Raw genomic sequence first — 22,390 nt, 5'->3', positions numbered from 1 at the left:
GCGTGCGGTAAGCGGCTGGCAAACCCCCGTTGACGAACGGTGAATCAGGCGACAGCGGTAAGAGGTTGCCAGTTATGTGGCAGCAATGCGGCGATGTCGCTTGCCCTGTGGGTGGGAGGCCGTGTCCCGATGTCTTTCAGATATGCGTGGGGTTCGTGACCGTTGAGTTCGTTGGCCAGCGCGCAGCGACCCGGCGAACAATCCGCGTTTGGCTGGAGCTGGAATCCGAGGGCGGAAGCACGTCGCCTGAGGGCTGCGATGCTGCGCTGGCGCTGCTGTTCCTCATAGCGCTGCTGCCCCTGGTCGACGAAGGCTTCGCCGCGCGTGAGCATGAAGTACACCATGCGGGCAAGCTTGTGGGCGACCGCGGTATTGGCGCGCGGCTTGTCCATGCGTGAGGACAGCCGGCGGTAGAACGCGCCGAGCGCCGAGTCGCTGCGCGACAGGCTCATGGCTGCCATTTTCAGCGCCTGCCGGGCGCGGTTGGCGGAGGGTCGTGTGCCGGAAGCCAGCGTCAAGCACTTCTGTTCGTGGCGGGGCACAGGCGCAGCCACGAACAGAAGTGCTTGACGCTGGCAAAGCGGCTCAGATCCGGGCCGATCTCGGAGAGGATCGTCATCACGGTGGCCACGGACAGGCCGTTGATGCGCGTCAGGCCCACGCCCGCCCAGCGCGCGAGCGCGGTACGCGCGTCGAACCGGGGGCGTTCTTCTGGCGTTTCTTGTCCGGCCCGGCCAGCTGGACGTCGTGACGCCCCAGGGGGACCAGCAGCGCCCCGGTCTTCGCATCGCACTCGAGGATGCGCTCGGCGAGACTGTCGAACATTGCGAGCGCCTGCGCGAGCACGAACAGGTGCTCCTCGCGCCAGTTGCCGGTCAGCGCCCTGATGATGTCTTCGGTACTGGCCTTGACGAGACTGTGGCGGAAACGCGCGAGCACCTTCGGGTCGCGTTCGCCGGCCACGATCGCGCGGATGATCCCCTGTCCGGTCGTACCCATCACGTCCGTGAGTACGTCGGTGAGCTGGAGGTTCATCTGCAGCAGTGCCTTCTGCATGCGCTGCACCCAGCTACCTTGTTCGGTGAGCAGCAGCTCGCGCTGCCGCACCACCGCGCGCACCACGCAGACCTCGCCAGCGGGGCGCCAGGCCGCACGCAGCAGTCCGAGACTCATGAGCTTCTGCAGCCACTGGCAGTCTTGTACGTCGCTCCTGCCCCCGCGTCACAATGGTTGTCGCCTGGATAAAATTGGAATCTGGGGGCGATAAAGAGAGAACAAGTTGACGCGTTACGGAAAGACATTCAAGGACAGAGCGGTGGCGCGGTTGTTGCCGCCGGAGAGCGCATCAGTGGAAGAGGTTGCGCGAGAGATCGGTGTGGGCGCGCAGACGCTGGAGCGCTGGCGCAGTGATGCGCTGTCCAGGCCCGCTCGCGAGCGGGCATGGACGGCGGCCGCGCGTTTCGAAGCGGTGTTGAGCACGGCAGCGATGGACGAGACGGCCCGCAATGCGTGGTGCCGCGAGCATGGCGTGTATCCGCAGGAACTGGCGCAGTGGCGGCAAGCGGCCACGCAGGCGCTGGCCGAGCCCGAAGAGGCCCGTGCGAGTCCACAGCAAACGAAGCAGGACCAGCGTCGCATCAAGGAACTGGAACGCGAACTGCGGCGCAAGGAGAAAGCACTGGCCGAGGCAGCCGCATTGCTGGTTCTTTCAAAAAAACTCGGGGCGATCTTCAACACGGACAAGGGCGAGGACGAATGATCGGCCTCGAAGATCGCCAGTTCCTGGCCCGGGAAATCGATTCGGCAAGACTGGCTGGCGCACGGTTGCGCCTGGCCTGCGAGGTGGCCGGGATCGACGTGCGTACCCTGCAGCGCTGGAAGGCCCATGAGGGGCTCGTCAAGGGTGACGCCAGGCGCGACGCGCCCGCTGCCCGCGCACGCCCTGAGCCCGCAGGAGCGGGCGAACGTGCTGCGTGTAGCCAGCGAGCCGCGCTTTGCCGACATGCCACCGGCGCGCATCGTGCCGATGCTGGCCGACGAAGGCGTGTACATCGCCAGCGAATCGACCTTTGCACGCGTGCTGCGCGAGCATGGGCAGATGACGCGCCGTGGCCGTGCCAGAACGCCTTCGAGCGCCCGGCCGCCGACCACGCACGTCGCCACGGCACCGCGCCAGGTGTGGTGCTGGGACATGACCTATCTGCCGGCAACGGTAACAGGGCGATGGTTCCACCTGTACATGATCCTGGACCTGTACAGCCGCAAGATTGTCGGCTGGGAGGTGCACGACAGCGACGCGGCCGAACACGCTGCTCATCTCGTGCGTCGTACGGCGCTCTCCGAAGGCATTGCCGTCCTTGAGACCCGGCCGGTGCTGCACGGCGATAACGGTGCGACGCTCAAGGCCACCACCGTGCTGGCGATGCTGCACTGGCTGGGTGTCAAGCCGTCGTACTCGCGCCCCCCGGGTCAGCGACGACAACGCCTACGCCGAGGCGCTGTTCCGAACCGCGAAGTACCGGCCGGAGTTTCCGGTCACAGGCTTCGAGGACCTGAACGCTGCTCGCAACTGGGCTGCCGGCTTCGTGCAGTGGTACAACTTCGAGCATCGTCATAGCGGCATCCGCTACGTGACACCTGCGCAGCGGCATGCCGGTGACGATCGTGCGCTTCTCGTGGCACGTCACGCACTGTACGCGAAGGCGCGCGCGTGCAATCCGGCCCGCTGGTCGCGTCACACGCGCAACTGGACACCGGTTGGTGCCGTGACGCTTAACCCCGAACGCGACTCAGTCGTCGAGATGGCGTCGATCAGCGCAAATAAACAGCCTCTGGCTGCATGAGTGAGGCGACAACTTGCTTGACGCGCGCCGCCTGCGCCCCGGCACGTACTTCATCTGCCGCGCATCGACAAGCCAGACTGTCAGCCCGCGCCGCTCGAGCACCTCATACACCGGGATCCAGTAGACGCCGGTGGATTCCAGTGCCACCGTATCGACGCCGCACGTGAGCAGCCAGTCGGCCATCGCGTGCAGGTCACCGGTCATCGTGCCGAACTCGCGCACCGGCTGGTCGTCGGCCGTCCGGGGGACTGCCCCCCAGTGGCTGGACGCGCCCACATCGATCCCGGCGGCGTTCGGATACACCTCATCGTCTTCCCGCTTGCGCATGGCCATGGCCTGCTCCTGGCTGGTTGGTTCAGGGCAGCACCAGGGGGAAGCGTCTGAATCGACTCGATCTCTCAAACGGGATGCAGCTCGCGCCGCTCACCAATGTCACCGACGATTCCCGGACCATGCTATGTACCGGACTCGCCACACGGCGTCCGGGGACGTCGCATGCGCGCACCAGTGATCTTCCGGTCATCACGCGCTGCCGCCTGTGTTATAGCCCATCATCGTTTCTTCCGGAACACCGGGGACGATTGGCGGCCTTCGGAAGCTATGTAGCGTGAGAGTCGTCAAGTGTCAGCGGCGGCGTCAATTTCACGCGAATCGGGCGGTTTGAAACTCACGGTGGTGAACGGCGTCAAGCGGCGGGTTCGGGGTCGCTCTGGTCTTTCATGCGATAGCTCTTGCCTTCGATGACGACGGTCTCGGCATGATGCAAGACGCGATCGAGCAGCGCGGAGGTCAAGGTGCTGTCGTGGTTGAGGATGTCGGGCCAGTGCTTGAAGGCGCGATTGGAGGTGATGATGGTGGCGCCGTGTTCGTAGCGTTGACTGACGATCTGAAACAGGATGTCGGCGCCTTGCTGGTCGATGGGCAAATATCCGAGTTCGTCGATAATCAACAGGCGCGGCTTGGCGTAGCGGCGCAATTCACGCCTGAGCCCGCCATGGGCACAGGCGGCATTCACCGAATTGATGATGTCCACGGCCGTGGCAAATAGCACCGAGTAGCCGCGCAGGCAGGCGGTATGGCCCAGCGCAATGCTCAAGTGGCTTTTGCCCAGCCCGACGCCGCCGAGGAAGATCACGTTGGCGTGCTCCTCGATGAAGTTCAGGCGAAACAGATTCTGGACCTGCAGACGATTGATCTTGGTGGGCCAGTTCCACTCGAATTGGTCCAATGTCTTGAGTACCGGGAATCGCGCGAGCGCGACGCGTCGGGCGACGCTGCGATCTTCACGCCGATGCGCCTCGCCTTCGACCAGGCGGGCCAGATACCCGACATGCGACCAGTGCTGGGCGGCTGCCTCGCTGGCCAAAGCCTCGTAGTGTTGCAGCGTGTAGGCCAGATGCAGCTGCATAAGCTGCGTGCGCAGCGTCGCCGCAGAATCGGCGCCTGACTGTGGCGCGCTGGATTCAGCTTTTGTCTTTGTCGTCATCCTGGTCATCGTTGGCCTCCGGCACGCGGTAGCACGAGAGATCCGGCTGCGCGAGTTCGAACTCCAGCCAATCCTGATGGCGGATCAGATGCAGTGCTCCGGCCTCGGGCCGCTGCCGCGCTCTGGCCTCGAGCATGTTGGCGATGTACTCGCAACTGAAGGCCTGGAACGCGAGCCCGTCCTGCAGGGCGCGCGCAACGGCCTCGATGCCGTAGATTTCGCTCAACGCGACGATCTTGCGCACATGCTGGCGCGCATTGATGCGCCGTTGCTCGAGGCCTTCGCAATAGGCCTGGGCGTGCGGGCCCAGGCTCAGGAAGCGCAGCATCAGCCGCTGTTCGCGCGCATGGCGACGCTGCGCGAGCAGGGCCTTCGGATGCTCGGGATCCTCGATATCGAGGTGACGCTCGTAGCTGCGCACATGGCGGGCAATCAACTGGTTCTCGTAGTAGATGCAAATCCGATCGGGATAGGCCTTGAGCGTGACGCGCGTATTGGCGTAGCGCGCCGGCACCGAGTAGTGGTTGGTGTCCAGCGCTACGCGAAACTGGCTGCTCGTGCGCACCGTGAGGATGCGCGCGACGTCGTAGGGCGAAGCATTGAGCGGCTTCAGATGCGCGCGCTCGGTCTCGAACAGATCGACGGGGCGTTGGTGCGTCTCGCCGTGGATGCGCACGTTGCCAATGGTATCGAGCCAGAGTCGGGCCGCGGGGTTGATGGCGCTGAACTCGGCGAGCTCGAGCCCGTTCAAGAGATTCTTCTTGACGTAGCCCACGCCGTTCTCGACGCGGCCCTTCTCGTTGCCTTTGCCGACGTTGCAGGCGACGATCTCGAACCCCCAGTGGCGCGCTGCATCGAGGTAGCGCGGATTGAATACCGGCGCCTGGCCGATCAGCCGCTGCAGCACCGCGGACTTCAGATTGTCCACCATAATCTTGGCCGGACAACCCCCGAAGGCGGCAAAGGCATGTTCGTGGCAGGCGAGGAAGTGCTCCATCGTCTGTGAGACGGTGAACTCCAGATACATCAGCCGGCTGTAGCACAGCACCATGACGAAGAACGAGAGCCGCCGCCGCGTCGAGCCCACGGCGATCGAACCGTATTCGCCCCAGTCGACCTGGGCACACTCGCCCGGGGCGAACGCGAGCTTCAGGAATGCCTCGCGCCGCGGCGGGCGGATCTTGCTCACGTAGTCGCGCACGATCGTATAGCCGCCGTCGAAGCCCGCTTCACGCAAGCGCTGGAAGATCTGCTGCGCGCTGTACGGGTGCGCATCGAGCCAGCGCACCACCTGCGCCTTGAACGGATCGAGCCGGCTGGTGCGTGGCGGCTGCGCGCGATGTGCGTACCGCGCGGCCTTCAACCACTTGGACACCGTTTGCGGATGCAGGCCGAGCGCGCGCGCCGTCTGCGTGATCGTCAGGTGCTGCCGATCATGGCAGTCGCGAATCTTGCAGTACGTTTCATAATCAAGCACGACGCTTCCCCAGCGCCGCGTGCAACCGCTCAAGCTGCGTCGTCACGTCCGCGTGAGGCAGCGGCGGCGCCGGCACCGGCGCATCCAGCGCCAGCACCTGATAGATCGGCCCTTGCCAGGCGATCAGGCCGACGCGAATCAGGTCGCTGCGGGCCATCTCCAGACGCGCCGGCGCCATCGACAGGCGCCGTGCGAGCGTCGCGTCGGCGTAGTAGCTCAGGCCCTGCGCATCGGCGACGGTGACCAGAAACAGGTACAGCGCAGCCGCACAGGCGTCACAGCGCTCGATGTAGCGCTCGCGCACCAGCCGGTGATCGACCCAACTGAAGTGCGCCGGAATCTGCCGGATCCGCTCAGGGCAAATCACACGCTTGCTCGGCATGCTCCCCCCTCCCATGCAAGATGTCCTGCCCCAGTTGTAGCAACCGCCGGCTGCTGCGCACGATGTCTTCTTGTAACGGGCTGTCGGTCAAATGGGCGATCAGCCCAATCAGGACGGCCGGTTGCGCCGATAAGACTTCTTGTAACGCAGCGCCTCCCGAATCGGCCCCCGAGCCTTGTGGGGCAAGGGTTTGCGCGCGGCAGTTCTCTTGTAACGCATCCCCAGACTTCTCGGACTTCTGCTGCGTTCGGCGCCCGTAGCCCGGATGCTCGGCGCGCCAATGCCGCACCCGCGCGACGTGCTCCGCACCGTGGAAATAGTCCTGGTTCTCGGGTTTGGCCAGCCATTGCCGCTGGCTGACGGCTTTGCTCGCCCGGCGACACGCGGGTTCGCTGCAGTACCGTTGGTGCCGCGCATTGCGGGGATCGGGACGAAACCAGGCCCCGCAATGCCGGCACTTTCGCTGTCCGACGCGCTTCATGACCGACCCTCCTTGGGGGCAGATCATGCGCGCGCCTACGCCCGAGCCTCGCCGTCAGGTTCGGCACGAACAAAAAACAACAGCCGAAGAAGAAGCGAAAAGCGAAGAACAGCCAGGCCTTTATGAAACAAAAGCCGGAAGAAAACGCACCCGGAAGAAAAACCACCACGAAGAAGATGACGTTCGCACCGTCAGATCTCGACGACTTTCAAGTTGCCGATGACATCAAGGCCCGAGTCGTAAGATTGACCGTGCCAAGGTTTGCTCAACGGAGGTCATCACGGACGCAAATCACGTTACCGGACCACATGCTGAGAGCGTCATCCTGGCAGTGTCGCTTGAACTGTCTGCCGCCCAGTGGAAGGTCGCGCTTCACGACGGATTCAGGGAGAAGCCGGCGGTCCACACGGTCAGCGCGCCACAGGCGAACTTGCGACTGCAGGCCGTTCTCGAACTCATCGCGCAGCACAAGCAGAAGTGGTCGCTGCCGTCGAACGAGCTAGCGTCAAGACTAATGGGATGGACGCCCCCACCCGAAGCGGCATCAATGTGCCAAAGTGGATGTGTCGAAGCAACCACCTGACCGAGGGGAGCGCCCATCATGAAGATTACGACAGTTGGCATCGATCTGGCGAAGAACGTTTTTGCCGTCCATGGTGTAAATGAGCATGGTCGAACGGTGCTGAAGAAAGTGCTCAAGCGAAATCACGTTGCGGGCTTCTTCGCCAACCTGCCGCGCGTCAAACAAGATGAGAGCCGCATTGACTCAGGTTTTTTGTTACCGGGCGAGGGTCGTTGCCTCATGTAATTTGCTACCCGTCAGCATGCAGGCGGGAGCGACTTATGACGAGGCGGCTCAGCATGACAACACGACAGGAATTGACTGAAGCAGTCGGCGAGCGGTACCGCCGTTCTGACCAGAATGAGAAACGCCAGATACTGGACGAATTCGTTGAGTTGACGGGTTACCATCGGAAGCACGCGATCCGTGTGCTGTGCCGGGAGTTGCGGCCGCCAAAGGTAAAGCCCGGCCCGCAGAGACGCTATGACGATGAGGTGGGCGCCGCGCTGATCACCCTCTGGGAGGCCGCTGACCGGATCTGCGGCAAGCGGCTGAAAGCGCTGATCCCGACGCTGATCGAGTCGATGACAAGGCATGGTCACCTGTCACTATCGAAGGGCGTCCACCAGCGGCTCAAGCAGATCAGCGCCGCCACCATTGACCGACTGCTGCACGACGTGCGCGAGCAGGCTTTCGGTGGCCAACACCGACGCGCCAGCGGAGTCGGCAGTGCTATTCGCCGTGCCGTGCCGATCCGGACCTTCTCGGACTGGAACGATCCGCTGCCCGGTTATTTCGAGATCGATTTCGTGCAGCATTGTGGTGGCGGCAAGGTCGACAGCGAACTCGTGCACACGCTTGTGATGACCGATATCGCGACGGGATGGACCGAATGCCTGGCCATGCCGTTTCGCAGCGGCGCATTCGTTCTGGAGTATATCGAGCAGGTCCGCCGTGCGTTGCCGTTTCCCCTGCGCGGTCTGGATTGCGACAACGATACCGCCTTCATGAACGAGACGGTGTTCGACTTCTGCAAAGCGATGGGCATCGAGCTTACGCGGTCGCGTGCATACAAGAAGAACGACCAGGCGTGGGTCGAGCAGAAGAATGGCGCTATCGTTCGCCGCCTGGTCGGCTACGGAAGGCTGCAAGGTCTGGAGGCCACGGAAATCCTTGCCTCCCTTTACCAGGTTTCGCGGCTCTACATCAACTTCTTCCAGCCGTCGTTCAAGCTGAAATCCAAGACACGTCACGGCGCGAAGGTGACGAAGCACTATGAATCACCCTTGACGCCGCTCGAGCGCGTCCTGCGATCGGCCTCAGTGCCGGAGGCAACCAAACGCAAACTCCGAACCCGGTTCAGGGCGCTCGACCCGCTGGATCTGTTGTGCCGGATGCGTGAAGCACAGCAGCACGTTGCGACCTGCAGTGAATGCGGCACCCCACCGGCCGAGACAGAGACACCTGACCGCGTTGCCCTGGCGGAATTCCTGGTCAGCCTCGGAACAGCGTGGCAGGACGGCGAGGTGAGACCAACCCACCAGCGGAAGGCCGGTGTGCCCCACACGTGGCGCAGCCGGCAAGATCCGTTCGAGCACACGTGGCCGACGATCCAGCAATGGCTCGAATCCGAGCCTGGCATTACAGCAAGGAAACTGCACGAGCGCCTCGTCGCGCTGGCACCCGCGATGTATTCCAGTGCCCAGCTACGCACCCTGCAGCGCCGCGTGAAAGCATGGCGATCAAACCGCGCGAGGGAACTGGTTACCAGAATCCTCGATGAGCCCGCTGCGATGAAGGCTGGCGCCGCTACGCAGCGCCAGCCTTCATCGCAAAACAATCGGAAAACGACAATTAGGCTGGAGTAACATCTTCCCGTGAGGCAACACGGCCTCTCATCCAGATTGTCGCGCCACAGCCAACCTCCCCGCCTGCGCACTATTGGGGCTCGCAAGCTGCAGGCCATGGGCCATATGGTCCGACTGATTGCACCGCAGTTTGTCAAACCGTACGTCAAGACGAACAAGAATGACGCGGTGGATGCTGAGGCAATCTGCGAGGCAGTCGCGGGGCCGAACATGCGTTACGTGCCGGTCAAGAGCATCGAGCAGCAATCGGTGTATAGGCAACTTGATGAGCAGGGACTTCAGGGCGGCGAGTTTCTGCTGAACCTGTTGATCGTCTTTCACCGGTCAGTACGCCAACCACGATGAAGCACGGCGCGACATCAACCAGTACATCGTCGGTTTTTACAACGCAGTACGCTTGCATTCGACTTTGGGCTATCCGTCGCCCGTTGCCTACGAGGCAAAACCGACAGTAAAAGAACCTATCAGCCTGTCCGAAATAACTTGACCACTACAATTAAACCCGCCATTGCGCTTCGACCTTGAAACCGCCCTTTCCACGTAGTGATTTGGCTTACTGATACGCATAAGACTATCCGATATAGTAAGAGAGTCCTTGTGTCCTTAGATACGTGCGGGAGGCTAGCGTCGAGCGCGGGAACGCCACCGAGCAGCGCTCGGGACGAGCTAGACGCTTGTTTGTGCACAGGTCGTATGCGCAAAAACGCGTCGATCAACAGGCTACTTTTGGCAGTGGCTGGCAACGGCGTCCGACCACGCTTGTTGTTCGTGCTCGGTCGAGCATGTTGCTGTTGATTTGGGCCGCGTAAACGCAAAAACCCCACCGCGGCGGGTGGGGTTTCTGACTGGAGGGGAGCCTGACGATTACCTACTTTCACACGGGCAATCCGCACTATCATCGGCGTGGAGTCGTTTCACGGTCCTGTTCGGGATGGGAAGGGGTGGGGCCGACTCGCTATGGTCATCAGGCATGACGGGTTGCTGCGTCGCAGGGTTGAAGTCAACCGGTCGCGCCACAGCCAATCGGGAAGAAGCGTAAAGGATTCGAGTGTGGGGGGTTGTGTTGTTTCTGGCACAACACTGAATCCCAACCGTGCGTTTCTGTGAGCTCCCGCGGGAGGTCACACAAATCCCCTTCGGGGATCGGACCCGCGTAAGTGCTGAAGCACTCACGCGGGTCGAGACACACCTGTTATAGGATCAAGCCTTACGGGCAATTAGTATCAGTTAGCTCAGTACATTACTGTACGTGCACACCTGACCTATCAACGTCCTGGTCTTGAACGACCCTTCAAGGGGCTCGAAGCCCCGGGGATATCTCATCTTAAGGCGAGTTTCCCGCTTAGATGCTTTCAGCGGTTATCTCTTCCGAACATAGCTACCCGGCGATGCCACTGGCGTGACAACCGGTACACCAGAGGTTCGTCCACTCCGGTCCTCTCGTACTAGGAGCAGCCCCCTTCAAATATCCAGCGCCCACGGCAGATAGGGACCAAACTGTCTCACGACGTTTTAAACCCAGCTCACGTACCTCTTTAAATGGCGAACAGCCATACCCTTGGGACCGGCTACAGCCCCAGGATGAGATGAGCCGACATCGAGGTGCCAAACACCGCCGTCGATATGAACTCTTGGGCGGTATCAGCCTGTTATCCCCAGAGTACCTTTTATCCGTTGAGCGATGGCCCTTCCATACAGAACCACCGGATCACTATGACCTGCTTTCGCACCTGTTCGACTTGTCAGTCTCACAGTCAAGCACGCTTATGCCATTGCACTATCAGCACGATTTCCGACCGTACCTAGCGTACCTTCGTACTCCTCCGTTACACTTTGGGAGGAGACCGCCCCAGTCAAACTGCCTACCATGCACTGTCCCCGACCCGGATCACGGGCCAAGGTTAGAACCTCAAACAGATCAGGGTGGTATTTCAAGGACGGCTCCATTGAGACTGGCGTCCCAACTTCATAGCCTCCCACCTATCCTACACAGACCGGTTCAAAGTCCAATGCAAAGCTGCAGTAAAGGTTCATGGGGTCTTTCCGTCTAGCCGCGGGGAGATTGCATCATCACAAACACTTCAACTTCGCTGAGTCTCGGGAGGAGACAGTGTGGCCATCGTTACGCCATTCGTGCAGGTCGGAACTTACCCGACAAGGAATTTCGCTACCTTAGGACCGTTATAGTTACGGCCGCCGTTTACCGGGACTTCAATCAGGAGCTTGCACCCCATCATTTAATCTTCCGGCACCGGGCAGGCGTCACACCCTATACGTCCACTTTCGTGTTTGCAGAGTGCTGTGTTTTTATTAAACAGTCGCAGCCACCAGTTTATTGCAACCCTTTCACCCTTCTGGCGCAGGCCAGTCAGGCTATGAGGGCGTACCTTATCCCGAAGTTACGGTACCAATTTGCCGAGTTCCTTCTCCCGAGTTCTCTCAAGCGCCTTAGAATACTCATCTCGCCCACCTGTGTCGGTTTGCGGTACGGTCACTGTGAAACTGAAGCTTAGAGGCTTTTCCTGGAACCCCTTCCAGTTGCTTCGCCACCGAAGTGGCTCGCCTCGCACCCTTGAATTCCGCGCCCGGATTTGCCAAAGCGCCTTCTCCAATGCAAGGACCGGGACTTCCAACACCCGGACAACCTTCCGCGATCCGTCCCCCCATCGCATTTCACAATGGTGCAGAAATATTAATCTGCTTCCCATCAGCTACGCATTTCTGCCTCGCCTTAGGGGCCGACTCACCCTACGCCGATGAACGTTGCGTAGGAAACCTTGGGCTTACGGCGAGGGGGCCTTTCACCCCCTTTATCGCTACTCATGTCAGCATTCGCACTTCCGATACCTCCAGCACACTTTCCAGTGCACCTTCGCAGGCTTACGGAACGCTCTCCTACCATGCACATTACTGTGCATCCGCAGCTTCGGTATATGGCTTAGCCCCGTTACATCTTCCGCGCAGGACGACTCGATCAGTGAGCTATTACGCTTTCTTTAAAGGGTGGCTGCTTCTAAGCCAACCTCCTGACTGTTTTAGCCTTCCCACTTCGTTTCCCACTTAGCCATATTTGGGGACCTTAGCTGGCGGTCTGGGTTGTTTCCCTCTTGACACCGGACGTTAGCACCCGATGTCTGTCTCCCGTGATTGCACTCTTCGGTATTCGGAGTTTGCTATGGCGTAGTAATCCGCAATGGACCCCACAACCATGACAGTGCTCTACCCCCGAAGGTGATACACGAGGCACTACCTAAATAGTTTTCGGAGAGAACCAGCTATTTCCAGGTTTGTTTAGCCTTTCACCCCTATCCACAGCTCATCCCCTAACTTTTCAACGTTAGTGGGTTCGGTCCTCCAGCACGTGTTACCGTGCCTTCAACCTGGCCATGGATAGATCACCTGGTTTCGGGTCTACACCCAGCGACTGGACGCCCTGTTCGGACTCGCTTTCGCTACGCCTGCCCTAATCGGTTAAGCTCGCCACTGAATGTAAGTCGCTGACCCATTATACAAAAGGTACGCCGTCACCCCTTCGCAGAGGCTCCGACTGTTTGTATGCATGCGGTTTCAGGATCTGTTTCACTCCCCTCCCGGGGTTCTTTTCGCCTTTCCCTCACGGTACTGGTTCACTATCGGTCGATCACGAGTATTTAGCCTTGGAGGATGGTCCCCCCATCTTCAGACAGGATTTCACGTGTCCCGCCCTACTTCTCGTACACCCAGTTCTTCCATGCTGTTTTCGTCTACAGGGCTATCACCTGCTATGGCCGCACTTTCCAGAGCGTTCGACTAACAATACAGATAACGTGTACCGGCTGATCCCATTTCGCTCGCCACTACTCTGGGAATCTCGGTTGATTTCTTTTCCTGCGGTTACTTAGATGTTTCAGTTCACCGCGTTCGCCTCACGCAGCCTATGGATTCAGCTACGGATACTCCATTAGGAGTGGGTTTCCCCATTCGGACATCTCCGGATCAATGCTCGTTTGCCAGCTCCCCGGAGCTTTTCGCAGGCTACCGCGTCCTTCATCGCCTGTGATCGCCAAGGCATCCACCACATGCACTTGTTCGCTTGACCCTATAACGGGTGTGTCTCTGTGTCGACCCACGCTAGCGCTTTAGCGCTTACGTGGGTCCCATCCCCGCAGGGGATAGACGCACTCGCTACAGGTTGAGTATTCGTGTTGCGCCGTATTCCAAAGCAATCTTTCGATCACCTTTAAAATACATCGATACAATCACAACCCTGATTCACCTACTCCGCACCCATCTCCAGGTGCCTTTCGTGAATCTCTTTACTACTTCTTCCTGATTGTTAAAGAACGGCAGCCGGTATGAAGCCTGTGCCTCATACCGCTCTGACTGGCTCAATCGCCAATGCAAAGTACTCAGCATCACTTCGTGCTGAACCCTTGGCATTGAGGATTGGTGGAGGATGACGGGATCGAACCGACGACCCCCTGCTTGCAAAGCAGGTGCTCTCCCAGCTGAGCTAATCCCCCAGTCTCACAGATACTCCAGCGGCCCCAGCCCTTCAGCTCACCAGACAAGACACTGGTGGGTCTGGATGGATTCGAACCATCGACCCCCGCCTTATCAAGACGGTGCTCTAACCGGCTGAGCTACAGACCCCTGAGCCTGTCTGCGTTTCTTCTAACCACAGCCGATAAGCGTGAGCACTTGAGTGCAATGAATGCACAGCTCTGGAAAGGAGGTGATCCAGCCGCACCTTCCGATACGGCTACCTTGTTACGACTTCACCCCAGTCATGAATCCTACCGTGGTGACCGTCCTCCTTGCGGTTAGACTAGCCACTTCTGGTAAAACCCACTCCCATGGTGTGACGGGCGGTGTGTACAAGACCCGGGAACGTATTCACCGCGGCATGCTGATCCGCGATTACTAGCGATTCCAGCTTCACGCACCCGAGTTGCAGAGTGCGATCCGGACTACGATCGGTTTTCTGGGATTGGCTCCACCTCGCGGCTTGGCAACCCTCTGTTCCGACCATTGTATGACGTGTGAAGCCCTACCCATAAGGGCCATGAGGACTTGACGTCATCCCCACCTTCCTCCGGTTTGTCACCGGCAGTCTCCCTGGAGTGCTCTTGCGTAGCAACTAGGGACAAGGGTTGCGCTCGTTGCGGGACTTAACCCAACATCTCACGACACGAGCTGACGACAGCCATGCAGCACCTGTGTTATGGCTCCCTTTCGGGCACTCCCGCCTCTCGGCAGGATTCCATACATGTCAAGGGTAGGTAAGGTTTTTCGCGTTGCATCGAATTAATCCACATCATCCACCGCTTGTGCGGGTCCCCGTCAATTCCTTTGAGTTTTAATCTTGCGACCGTACTCCCCAGGCGGTCAACTTCACGCGTTAGCTACGTTACCAAGCCAATGAAGGCCCGACAACCAGTTGACATCGTTTAGGGCGTGGACTACCAGGGTATCTAATCCTGTTTGCTCCCCACGCTTTCGTGCATGAGCGTCAGTATTGGCCCAGGGGGCTGCCTTCGCCATCGGTGTTCCTCCACATCTCTACGCATTTCACTGCTACACGTGGAATTCCACCCCCCTCTGCCATACTCCAGCGCTGCAGTCACCAATGCAGTTCCCAGGTTAAGCCCGGGGATTTCACATCGGTCTTACAGCACCGCCTGCGCACGCTTTACGCCCAGTAATTCCGATTAACGCTCGCACCCTACGTATTACCGCGGCTGCTGGCACGTAGTTAGCCGGTGCTTATTCTTCCGGTACCGTCATCCCTCACGGATATTAGCCACAAGGTTTTCTTTCCGGACAAAAGTGCTTTACAACCCGAAGGCCTTCTTCACACACGCGGCATTGCTGGATCAGGCTTGCGCCCATTGTCCAAAATTCCCCACTGCTGCCTCCCGTAGGAGTCTGGGCCGTGTCTCAGTCCCAGTGTGGCTGGTCGTCCTCTCAGACCAGCTACAGATCGTCGGCTTGGTAGGCCTTTACCCCACCAACTACCTAATCTGCCATCGGCCGCCCCTTGAGCGCGAGGTCCCGAAAGATCCCCCGCTTTCCTCTCCCGAGCGTATGCGGTATTAATCCGGCTTTCGCCGGGCTATCCCCCACTCCAGGACACGTTCCGATGTATTACTCACCCGTTCGCCACTCGCCACCAGACCGAAGTCCGTGCTGCCGTTCGACTTGCATGTGTAAGGCATGCCGCCAGCGTTCAATCTGAGCCAGGATCAAACTCTTCAGTTCAAACCTGTTACTGTGTTCGGGCTCTCTCGAACCCGGTCGCTCACTCAACGTACTGACGATGATTGATCCGTCTTTCGACAGACAAACCTTCCTCTAATACTGTGTGAGGCTTCTGATACTTCTGCCTGACAGCAGACTCCGGAGAATCCGCCGCCGCATTCCGCATCAAGCGCCCACACTTATCGACTGTTAGTTTTTAAAGATCGGTCCGCCAAACCCGCCGCGCCTGAACCACCACTACCCGGCACCGCTTCGTTTGCGTCGCTGCGTCTGCAGCAGAGAAGCGGAATTATGGAGAACTTCCACCGGATCGTCAACAGGTTTTTATCACTCGCCTAACCTGCCCACGCCGCCGAAGCCCACGCCATCAAAGGCTTCCCGCTTCTCCGCACCCCGGCGTCCGGAGCACGAAAGACCGGAATTCCAGTCGCCGCAGCCCGAACTTGCAAGCGAAATCCTGGGGTTTTCCTTAGGGGATCTTTCCCATACGGCCCGGATCGTCTATCGATGGGGTTTTCACTTCGGGCGCCAGCGTCTGGGCGGCGGATGCGCCGATCGTCCAATCATGCAGCACGGTATAAGCGACCGCCAGCAACGTCGGGCCGATGAAAACACCAAGAAAACCAAACGCAAACGCGCCGCCGAGGATGCCGAGCATCACCAGAATCAACGGCATGTCACTGTTTTTGCCAATCAGGATCGGCTTGATGACGTTGTCGGCCATGCCGACTACCAGCAGGCCCCATATGACCACAAAAATCGCCCATCCAGTCGACCCGCCCTGATACAGCCAGATCGCTGCCGGCAACCAGACAATGACCGGACCGCCCGGCACCACCGACAGAAAAAACGTCACGAGCCCGAGCAACGCCGGCGCCGGTACGCCCGCCATCCAGAAACCGAATCCCGCGAGAACCGCCTGTACGAGGGCCGTACCAAGAATCCCGTAGACCACCCCCTTCACCGTGCTGCCCGCCAGCGCCAGCAGATACCCGGCGCGCTCACCGGCTACTCGACGCATGCCGGCGTTCAGCCAGGCGGCCGCCCCCTCGCCACCGGTATAAAAGAAGAACGCGAGCACGATGCTCAACGCCAGCAGCCCCAGCCCATGCGTCACCGCAAGCGCCGCCGCCAGAATCCACTTCCCAGCCGGCGCGGCGAGCGTGTGCAATTGCGCGATCAACTCGGAATTGCTGCTGGTCAAGCGCTCCCAAAAGGCCTCGATGCTCGAACCAACCAGCGGGATCCGCTGCACCCACGGCGGCAAATCGGGCAACCCCGACTCGAAAAGTCTTTGCACCAGCGCAACGATGTCGTGAACATGCGCGCCGAACGCGAAACCCGCATAGACGAACGGCCCGAGCACCACGACCAGAATAATCAGCACGATCAAGGTCGCGGCCAGCTTGCGCCGCCCGCCGACCACGCCGGTGAGTCGCCGGTAGAGTCCCCAGGAACTGTAGCTGAGGATGGCGCCCCACAGCAGCGCGGTCGTAAATGGCGCCAGCACCAGCAACGACCCACCCACGAGCACAATCAATGCGAATACCGCGGCAAGTCGCTCGATCAGTTGGTCAGATTTCACGATGAATCTCCTATTGCGCCAGACCGTGGCAATGACATGACACACGCCCGTCAGGCGCCCGCTGAACGCCGTCAGTATAGAAGCGAGTTGGGCGTCCGGGGTGTCTTATACCATCCCGCCAGGGTGTTGCGAGTCGCTTGCGACTGTGCCGGTGGCGACCGCATTTTTTGAGATGAAAGCGCCCAAATTGCCCGGAGATTGCTGGCCAATCCATATAGCTGCCTGGAAAAGACTAGAATATAAGGTTCCGTGCCCCCAATTTTTCTGGATTTATGCGCTCGCGAATCACCAAACGTCTCCCTCCCGACGCCGACAAGCTCGTCGGTCTCTCGCTCGCGCTTTTCGCCTCGGGCAGCCGTACCGAAGATCGCTTCTGGGAAGCGAAGCTCGACGCGCTGCTGGCCAAAGTCGTGCGCAACGCCAACCAGACTACGCTAGACGCCGCGCTCGACCATCTGCAGCAAAACCATCCGGATGCCTACGGCGCGCTGGCCGACATGGCGGAAACGCACAGCGAATCGTTCGTGATCGAATATGAAGGCGTGTCTTATGAAGCGCTGCTGATCGCCGCGCCTGTGCTCGCCTGGACCCGCTACGTGATTCCGTCCGGCCCGCTCAAGTCCGACGCCGCCGACGCCCTGCGCGCACACCTGCAAGCGCACGTGCTCGCCGCCAACACGCGCGTGGCAATGGCTCCGTTCCTGTTCAGCATCGACCAGTTGCCGCGCCATCACGTCGAAACGTGGCGCATCGCCCAGCAACTTGCGCAAGCCGCGGTCAGCGGCGGCAACGCGAAGCTCAATTTCGGCGAACTGCCGGAGACCTCGCCGATTCTGGCGGACCCGCGCTTTCTGCTCGCCGTAGTCGCCGCTCCCGTCGGCGACGCGACGTTCCGCTGGCAGGAAGAAGAGCACGGCGCTCGCATCGAGCGCGGCCAATGTCTCGAACAATGGGCCACCCAAGGCGGCGCGAATCTGTCGGTCGTGCTGCCGGGCTGCGAATTCGAATGTCTGCTGCCGGATGCGTACTACTCGGCGTGCCGCGACGCCGATGAAAGTGTGCGTCCGCACACCGTGCGTACCGCCGTGCGTTATCTTTTCGACACTATTGGCGCGGCGCCGCAGGATCTGCGCGCGGTGGTCGCCGGCTTCGGCGAACGGCGCATCGACGAGTACCGCGTCGGCTTCACGCGCAAGGGCAGCAACGACGTGATCTACGGTGTCGTGTGGCCACTCTACGGCCGCGAAAACGGCGAGGCGGGCATCGACGAGGAGCCGGAGGAAATCACCGGCTCGGATGAACCGCTCGAGGAAATCGTCGCGCTGCTCAAGGAAACCGGCATCACGGATGTGCGCCGCCACGCGGGCCGCTTCGAGCCGGAATATTGCGACGACTGCGGCGTGCCGCTGTATGCGGACCCGCTCGGCGAAATCGTCCACGCGGAAATGCCCGAAGACGCCGAGCCCGCGCAACCCCATTTCCATTGATTTCGAAGTCGTCATCCCTGCCTTATCGCAAAAAAGCCCCGTATACACGGGGCTTTTTTGTTGATTGTCCGCATTTCTTATGCCTTTTGGACAGCCGTCAAAACGAAGGGAATTTGTCATCATAGGCACGGTGACGCATCGCCGTGATCGAGTCAGCTCCACGAGTCCCACAGATGCGTCGCGCCATTTCGCCCGATACATCTGGAGACATGCATGCGCTTCGCGATTCTCAATTCAAACGCAGAACGACGTGATGGACTCAAGGCCTTGCTGCGGCAGATCGACCGGCTGGCACGCTTCACAGAAGCCGATGAATGGCGTCTGCTCGAACGTCCGTTCAAGCGTTATCGGCCTGATCTCGTCGTGATCGACTGGGAGGACTGGATGTCGGTTGCGCAGGTGCGCGCGTTGCTCAGCCACTTTCCGGACCTGCGCATCAGCGTGCTCACCGACGGGACTTTGCCCGCGCTCGTGCGCGCGCTGATGGACGAAGGTGTGCTCGGCGTTGTTCCACGCGACACCGATCCCTGCCTGATCGTGCGCGCATTGGAAATGGTGCTGCTCGGCGGTCACTACGTGCCGCCCGGCGCGCTGGCGATCGATCCGCCGCTGCCGACCGACACCGCGATCCGTACGTTCGACGAAGAAAGTCCGCCGCCCCGCCGCAACAAACTCTCGGGCGGGCTGTCACCGCGGCAGGAGCAGATCATGCGCTGCGTGCACATGGGCAGCACCAACAAGATGATCGCGCGCACGCTCGGCATTAGCGAAGGTACGGTCAAGATCCACCTGACGAGCATATTCCAGCAACTTGGTGCGCCCAATCGCGCCGCCGCGGTCGCGCTTTACAACGGATGGCTCACGAATCATTTGCAAGTGCTGCGCAACAACGGCGAGCACAGCGCGCGGCCGGTCATCCGCGGGCAGCCTGGCCCAGTTCCGCTCCGGCGCCGCACACGTGCGCGCTTCCAGTATCCGTTGCCGGGCAGCGACACCAGCAGCGCGCTACCGATGGCCGCGGAGCCCGCCACGTCGTACGGTGAGGCCCCACCCGGCCGGCCCGCGCGGAAGTCGGTCGGGCCGGGTTCCGCATGACGCGGGGTGCGGGGCACGCCGCGCGCATGGGTTGGAACGTCCGCATGCGCGCAGCGTCGAGGGTGGGCTGGCATGGAATCCGCTCACACCTTTTGTCGTCCAACGAGTAATATGAGACACATGGGTTTCCTCTACACACCGCTTCCGTTTTGGGTCGCTGTCGGTGGCTGGATTGCCACTGCGATGGTGATCGCGCTCGCGCTGTGGAAAAAACCTTTCAAAAGACTTCAGGACGGCACGCTCCAGCATGTCTGGCTCGCGATAATCGTCGCGGTGTCGGTGCTGTGGTCGAGCAACGCTTGGCTCGACGACGGCACCGTGATGCACCTGCTCGGCGCCACGCTCGTCGTCACGCTGTTCGACTGGGGGCTCGCCCTGATCGCGATGGCGGTGGTCGCGGGTCTGGCCGCCGTCGTCTTCGATGCGCCGTGGCAGGGCATCGCGCTGACGTTCCTCGTGTACGGAGCCCTGCCCGTCGCCATCTCGACCTTGCTCCAGCGCATCTGCACCGCGTGGCTACCGCGCAATCTTTTCATGTTCATCTTCGGCCAGGGCTTCGTTTCGCCCGCCATTGCCGTGTCGTTGACGGCCGCGGCAGCGCTCGGCATCCATATCGTCGTGTCCGGCGGTTCGATGACCGTGGTGCCGATCGGCTACGCGCTCAGCGTGCTGCTGCTCGCCACCGGCGAAGCATGGTTCACTGGCATGGCGACCGCGCTGATCGCGGTCTACCGTCCCGCATGGGTGACCACCTACGACGTGCGGCGCTATCGTCTGGGCGGCCCGCGCACCTGAGAATGCGCGCTTTGACGTCGCGTGCGGCGCATCTGTGATAATCAGCGCCTCGTCACTGGAGACTTTCCGGGCGCCCCCATCAGGACAAGGCAGAATATTTGCAGCAACATTGAACTCAACCCTTGCGCGCGGCATCTTATTTGCCTCATCTCCCATTTGCGTCTAAAGAACTAGATGGATCGCACCAATGTACCGAGCCGGTTGCTGCGGGTGATCGGCCGGTTGGCAGCCTGCGCAGCGAGTCTCTCGCTCATCTGCGCGGCTCCCGCACTCGCTGATCAACTCGAACAGCACAACGACCTCGTCAAAAGATTTATCACCGAAATGCACGCGGATCCGCTCGTCGCGGACTGCGCCGCGCATGGCGACTTCGTCGCGAGCACGTCGACCGCTTTCGACCACGTCGAATTCCCGTCCAGTTCGTTCGACAGTGCGCACTCGTCGGTCACGCCATGGAACGACTCGTTCGACGAAGGCAAGCAGCGCGTCAAGGTGGACAGCATCGTCACCGTCGAGGGCGTCGGCGTGCGCCAGGACAACTCGGGCGAGCCGGCCGATCTGAAATTCCGCTGCGGCTACGTCGGCTCGCAGATGCTCGCATTCAGCTGGAACGATCCGGTACCGCCAAACCGCGCGCATAGCGCGGGATCGGGCAAGCACAAAGGCGGCAAAGGCAAGCACGCGGTCGGCGGCAAGACGTCGAAGAAGTCGTCAAAGACAGGCTCGGGCCAATCGTCGCGCACGACGTCGAGCAAATCGGCAAACAAGAGCTCGAAGAAGAAGAGCCAATGACATCTGGCGCTGATCGAGCCGCGCCATCGTCCGATCAGTCGCCCCAATAAAAAACGAGGCACGCACTTTTGCCGTGCGCGCCTCGTTTTTTGTGTCCATCCGTCCGCTTCTTCAGGCGAACGTCTCCACGTGTCGCAGGATCGCTTGCAACATTGCGGCGCCAAGCGATGCGCTGCGCTCGCCGTTCCAGCCGACCCGCTCGTCGGGCAGATTTGCGTTGTCCTTGAACGGCATTTCCAACGTCAACGACAGACAGCCGAATTCGTTGCCGATGTACTTCGACGCGAGCTTCAACGCATCCTCGCGATACTTGCTCGCCGCATAGCCATACTTGTCCTGAAAATCCGGACTCGCGTGCTTGAACGCCTCGATGAACGCCGTCTGCTCGCGGCCCTGCCGCTCGGTGAAGCCCGGCAACATTTCGGAGCCCGCGACGAACACATACGGCAATGCCTCGTCGCCATGAATATCGAAGAACAGGTCGCAGCCTATCGCATGAATCGCGTCGCGCACCACCAGCACCTCGGGACTGCGCGCGGCATCCGGCTCCATCCATTCGCGATTCAGGTTCGCGCCGGCCGCGTTGGTGCGCAGATTGCCGCGCACGCTGCCGTCCGGATTCATGTTCGGCACGATGTGAAACACCGCATGATCGTAGAGCTTGCGCGCGACCGGGTCGCCCGCCCAATCGCCCCAACCGGCGAGGCGCTTCACGAACCCCTCGATGAACCATTCGGCCATCGTCTCGCCCGGATGCTGCCGGGCAATCAGCCAGATGTTCTTTTTGGGCGCGGCGTTGGCGGCATCGTTGGCGGGCGGCGCGCCGAGCGTGAGCAGCGAAATCGGCCGGCCTTCGACCGTCTTGCCGAGTTCGGTCAGCGACGCGTGCGGCATCTGCTGCACGGCGCCGAGAAACTCGGCATGACGCTCCTCGCTGTACGGTTCGAAGTACGCGTAGTAGATGCTGTCGAAATCGGGCGTATGGTCGATCGTCAGCACGCGGCCGTCGTACGACGTCGGCACGCGAAACCAGTTCACGCGGTCGTAGCTCGCGACCGCCCGATAGTCGCGCCAGCCCTCCGCGAACGCGCACGCGGCGGCGTTCTCGAAGGTCATCACGCAGCGCTCGCCCGCCGCGCCCGACAGGCGGAAATAGAACCACTGCGCGAACTCGGCATGGCTGTCGGGCCGTACGCGCAGGCGAATATTGCCGGCGTCCTCGCAGGACAACACATCAACTGCGCCTGCGTCGAAATTGCTCGTAATCGATAACGTCATCGGAGTCTTCCCTGCCTGA

12 protein-coding genes, 2 tRNA genes, 3 rRNA genes and 7 pseudogenes are annotated in these 22,390 nt (G+C 60.8%); 10 read left to right on the top strand and 14 right to left on the bottom strand.

Going from position 1 to position 22,390, the window contains the following annotated elements; translation table 11 throughout:
• Window positions 1-44: 44 nt before the first annotated feature.
• Both OKW27_RS34325 and OKW27_RS34320 read right to left on the bottom strand, forming a co-directional pair.
• Window positions 45-201: pseudogene (locus OKW27_RS34325) on the bottom strand (transposase domain-containing protein); the annotation flags it as partial.
• 5 nt (window positions 202-206) lie between these two features.
• Window positions 207-1,218, bottom strand: a pseudogene (locus OKW27_RS34320) (IS110 family transposase); the annotation flags it as partial.
• A gap of 61 nt (window positions 1,219-1,279) precedes the next feature.
• Here OKW27_RS34320 and OKW27_RS34315 point away from each other — a divergent pair.
• Window positions 1,280-2,843: pseudogene (locus OKW27_RS34315) on the top strand (IS3 family transposase).
• A 30-nt stretch (window positions 2,844-2,873) separates the two neighbouring features.
• Here the strand turns inward: OKW27_RS34315 and OKW27_RS34310 are convergent.
• The 5 genes and pseudogenes from OKW27_RS34310 to OKW27_RS34290 form a co-directional block, all read right to left on the bottom strand.
• Window positions 2,874-3,176: pseudogene (locus tag OKW27_RS34310) on the bottom strand (IS110 family transposase); the annotation flags it as partial.
• A 352-nt stretch (window positions 3,177-3,528) separates the two neighbouring features.
• Window positions 3,529-4,329, bottom strand: a complete 801-nt coding sequence (gene istB / locus OKW27_RS34305) for an IS21-like element helper ATPase IstB (RefSeq protein ID WP_429332102.1) — start codon at window positions 4,327-4,329, stop codon at window positions 3,529-3,531.
• Entirely contained in the window at window positions 4,307-5,806 is a 1,500-nt protein-coding gene (istA, locus tag OKW27_RS34300; protein WP_429332103.1) for an IS21 family transposase, read from the bottom strand. The genes istB and istA overlap by 23 nt, the downstream gene beginning before the upstream one ends.
• Complete coding sequence (locus tag OKW27_RS34295) at window positions 5,799-6,188, bottom strand: hypothetical protein (protein ID WP_429332104.1); 390 nt, start codon at window positions 6,186-6,188, stop codon at window positions 5,799-5,801. The genes istA and OKW27_RS34295 overlap by 8 nt, the downstream gene beginning before the upstream one ends.
• Entirely contained in the window at window positions 6,160-6,669 is a 510-nt protein-coding gene (locus OKW27_RS34290) for a hypothetical protein (RefSeq protein ID WP_429332867.1), read from the bottom strand. Before OKW27_RS34290 ends, OKW27_RS34295 begins: the two co-directional genes overlap by 29 nt.
• Between OKW27_RS34290 and OKW27_RS34285 the strand changes: the two genes are divergently transcribed.
• The 5 genes and pseudogenes from OKW27_RS34285 to OKW27_RS34265 all read left to right on the top strand — a co-directional run.
• Window positions 6,668-6,892 carry a hypothetical protein gene (locus OKW27_RS34285; protein WP_429332105.1) on the top strand — a complete coding sequence of 75 codons (225 nt, stop codon included), beginning with the start codon at window positions 6,668-6,670 and terminating at the stop codon, window positions 6,890-6,892. The two genes, OKW27_RS34290 and OKW27_RS34285, sit on opposite strands and share 2 nt — an antisense overlap.
• Window positions 6,893-7,270: 378 nt before the next feature.
• Window positions 7,271-7,405: pseudogene (locus OKW27_RS34280) on the top strand (IS110 family transposase); the annotation flags it as partial.
• 125 nt (window positions 7,406-7,530) lie between these two features.
• Window positions 7,531-9,099 (top strand): transposase, encoded by a 1,569-nt coding sequence (locus tag OKW27_RS34275; protein ID WP_425199440.1) that lies wholly within the window; start codon window positions 7,531-7,533, stop codon window positions 9,097-9,099.
• Window positions 9,100-9,164: 65 nt separating this feature from the next.
• Window positions 9,165-9,351, top strand: a pseudogene (locus OKW27_RS34270) (IS110 family transposase); the annotation flags it as partial.
• 91 nt (window positions 9,352-9,442) lie between these two features.
• Window positions 9,443-9,586: pseudogene (locus OKW27_RS34265) on the top strand (hypothetical protein); the annotation flags it as partial.
• A gap of 368 nt (window positions 9,587-9,954) precedes the next feature.
• Here the strand turns inward: OKW27_RS34265 and rrf are convergent.
• The 6 genes from rrf to OKW27_RS34235 form a co-directional block, all read right to left on the bottom strand.
• A 5S ribosomal RNA gene (rrf, locus tag OKW27_RS34260) occupies window positions 9,955-10,068 on the bottom strand.
• A gap of 227 nt (window positions 10,069-10,295) precedes the next feature.
• Window positions 10,296-13,177: ribosomal RNA gene (locus tag OKW27_RS34255) — 23S ribosomal RNA — on the bottom strand.
• A 348-nt stretch (window positions 13,178-13,525) separates the two neighbouring features.
• Window positions 13,526-13,601 (bottom strand) — tRNA-Ala (locus OKW27_RS34250).
• Window positions 13,602-13,654: 53 nt separating this feature from the next.
• Window positions 13,655-13,731: transfer RNA gene (locus OKW27_RS34245), tRNA-Ile, on the bottom strand.
• Window positions 13,732-13,806: 75 nt separating this feature from the next.
• Window positions 13,807-15,339, bottom strand: a 16S ribosomal RNA gene (locus OKW27_RS34240).
• The 16S, 23S and 5S rRNA genes sit together here with 2 tRNA genes alongside, the layout of an rRNA operon.
• Before the next feature lie 469 nt (window positions 15,340-15,808).
• Window positions 15,809-16,924: an AI-2E family transporter gene (locus OKW27_RS34235; RefSeq protein ID WP_429336620.1), complete on the bottom strand. Its 1,116-nt coding sequence runs from the start codon at window positions 16,922-16,924 to the stop codon at window positions 15,809-15,811.
• 272 nt (window positions 16,925-17,196) lie between these two features.
• Between OKW27_RS34235 and OKW27_RS34230 the strand changes: the two genes are divergently transcribed.
• The 4 genes from OKW27_RS34230 (at window position 17,197) to OKW27_RS34215 (ending at window position 21,093) form a co-directional block, all read left to right on the top strand.
• Complete coding sequence (locus OKW27_RS34230) at window positions 17,197-18,411, top strand: DUF2863 family protein (protein WP_429336052.1); 1,215 nt, start codon at window positions 17,197-17,199, stop codon at window positions 18,409-18,411.
• A 213-nt stretch (window positions 18,412-18,624) separates the two neighbouring features.
• Complete coding sequence (locus tag OKW27_RS34225; RefSeq protein WP_090803814.1) at window positions 18,625-19,506, top strand: response regulator transcription factor; 882 nt, start codon at window positions 18,625-18,627, stop codon at window positions 19,504-19,506.
• A 120-nt stretch (window positions 19,507-19,626) separates the two neighbouring features.
• A complete protein-coding gene (locus OKW27_RS34220) occupies window positions 19,627-20,301 on the top strand; it encodes an energy-coupling factor ABC transporter permease (protein ID WP_184028785.1) in 675 nt (224 codons plus the stop codon).
• A gap of 174 nt (window positions 20,302-20,475) precedes the next feature.
• Entirely contained in the window at window positions 20,476-21,093 is a 618-nt protein-coding gene (locus tag OKW27_RS34215; RefSeq protein WP_429336051.1) for a BspC domain-containing protein, read from the top strand.
• A gap of 111 nt (window positions 21,094-21,204) precedes the next feature.
• Here the strand turns inward: OKW27_RS34215 and OKW27_RS34210 are convergent, their stop codons facing one another.
• The gene (locus OKW27_RS34210) at window positions 21,205-22,371 is read right to left on the bottom strand and encodes a M14 family metallopeptidase (RefSeq protein ID WP_429336050.1); all 1,167 of its coding nucleotides are present in this window, start codon (window positions 22,369-22,371) and stop codon (window positions 21,205-21,207) included.
• Window positions 22,372-22,390 lie beyond the last annotated feature (19 nt).

The organism is Paraburkholderia sp. 35.1, assembly GCF_050436525.1.
GTDB classification, from domain to species: domain Bacteria; phylum Pseudomonadota; class Gammaproteobacteria; order Burkholderiales; family Burkholderiaceae; genus Paraburkholderia; species Paraburkholderia tuberum.
This window is presented reverse-complemented; position numbering and strand designations above follow the sequence as displayed.

Bases quoted from the DNA above. Each gene is read 5' to 3' on its own strand.
- OKW27_RS34220 (WP_184028785.1), top strand. From the start codon at position 19,627: ATGGGTTTCCTCTACACACCGCTTCCGTTTTGGGTCGCTGTCGGTGGC.
- OKW27_RS34275 (WP_425199440.1), top strand. From the start codon at position 7,531: ATGACAACACGACAGGAATTGACTGAAGCAGTCGGCGAGCGGTACCGC.
- OKW27_RS34285 (WP_429332105.1), top strand. From the start codon at position 6,668: ATGACCGACCCTCCTTGGGGGCAGATCATGCGCGCGCCTACGCCCGAG.
- OKW27_RS34210 (WP_429336050.1), bottom strand. From the start codon at position 22,371: ATGACGTTATCGATTACGAGCAATTTCGACGCAGGCGCAGTTGATGTG.
- OKW27_RS34230 (WP_429336052.1), top strand. From the start codon at position 17,197: ATGCGCTCGCGAATCACCAAACGTCTCCCTCCCGACGCCGACAAGCTC.
- OKW27_RS34215 (WP_429336051.1), top strand. From the start codon at position 20,476: ATGGATCGCACCAATGTACCGAGCCGGTTGCTGCGGGTGATCGGCCGG.
- OKW27_RS34290 (WP_429332867.1), bottom strand. From the start codon at position 6,669: ATGAAGCGCGTCGGACAGCGAAAGTGCCGGCATTGCGGGGCCTGGTTT.
- OKW27_RS34295 (WP_429332104.1), bottom strand. From the start codon at position 6,188: ATGCCGAGCAAGCGTGTGATTTGCCCTGAGCGGATCCGGCAGATTCCG.
- istB (WP_429332102.1), bottom strand. From the start codon at position 4,329: ATGACGACAAAGACAAAAGCTGAATCCAGCGCGCCACAGTCAGGCGCC.
- OKW27_RS34225 (WP_090803814.1), top strand. From the start codon at position 18,625: ATGCGCTTCGCGATTCTCAATTCAAACGCAGAACGACGTGATGGACTC.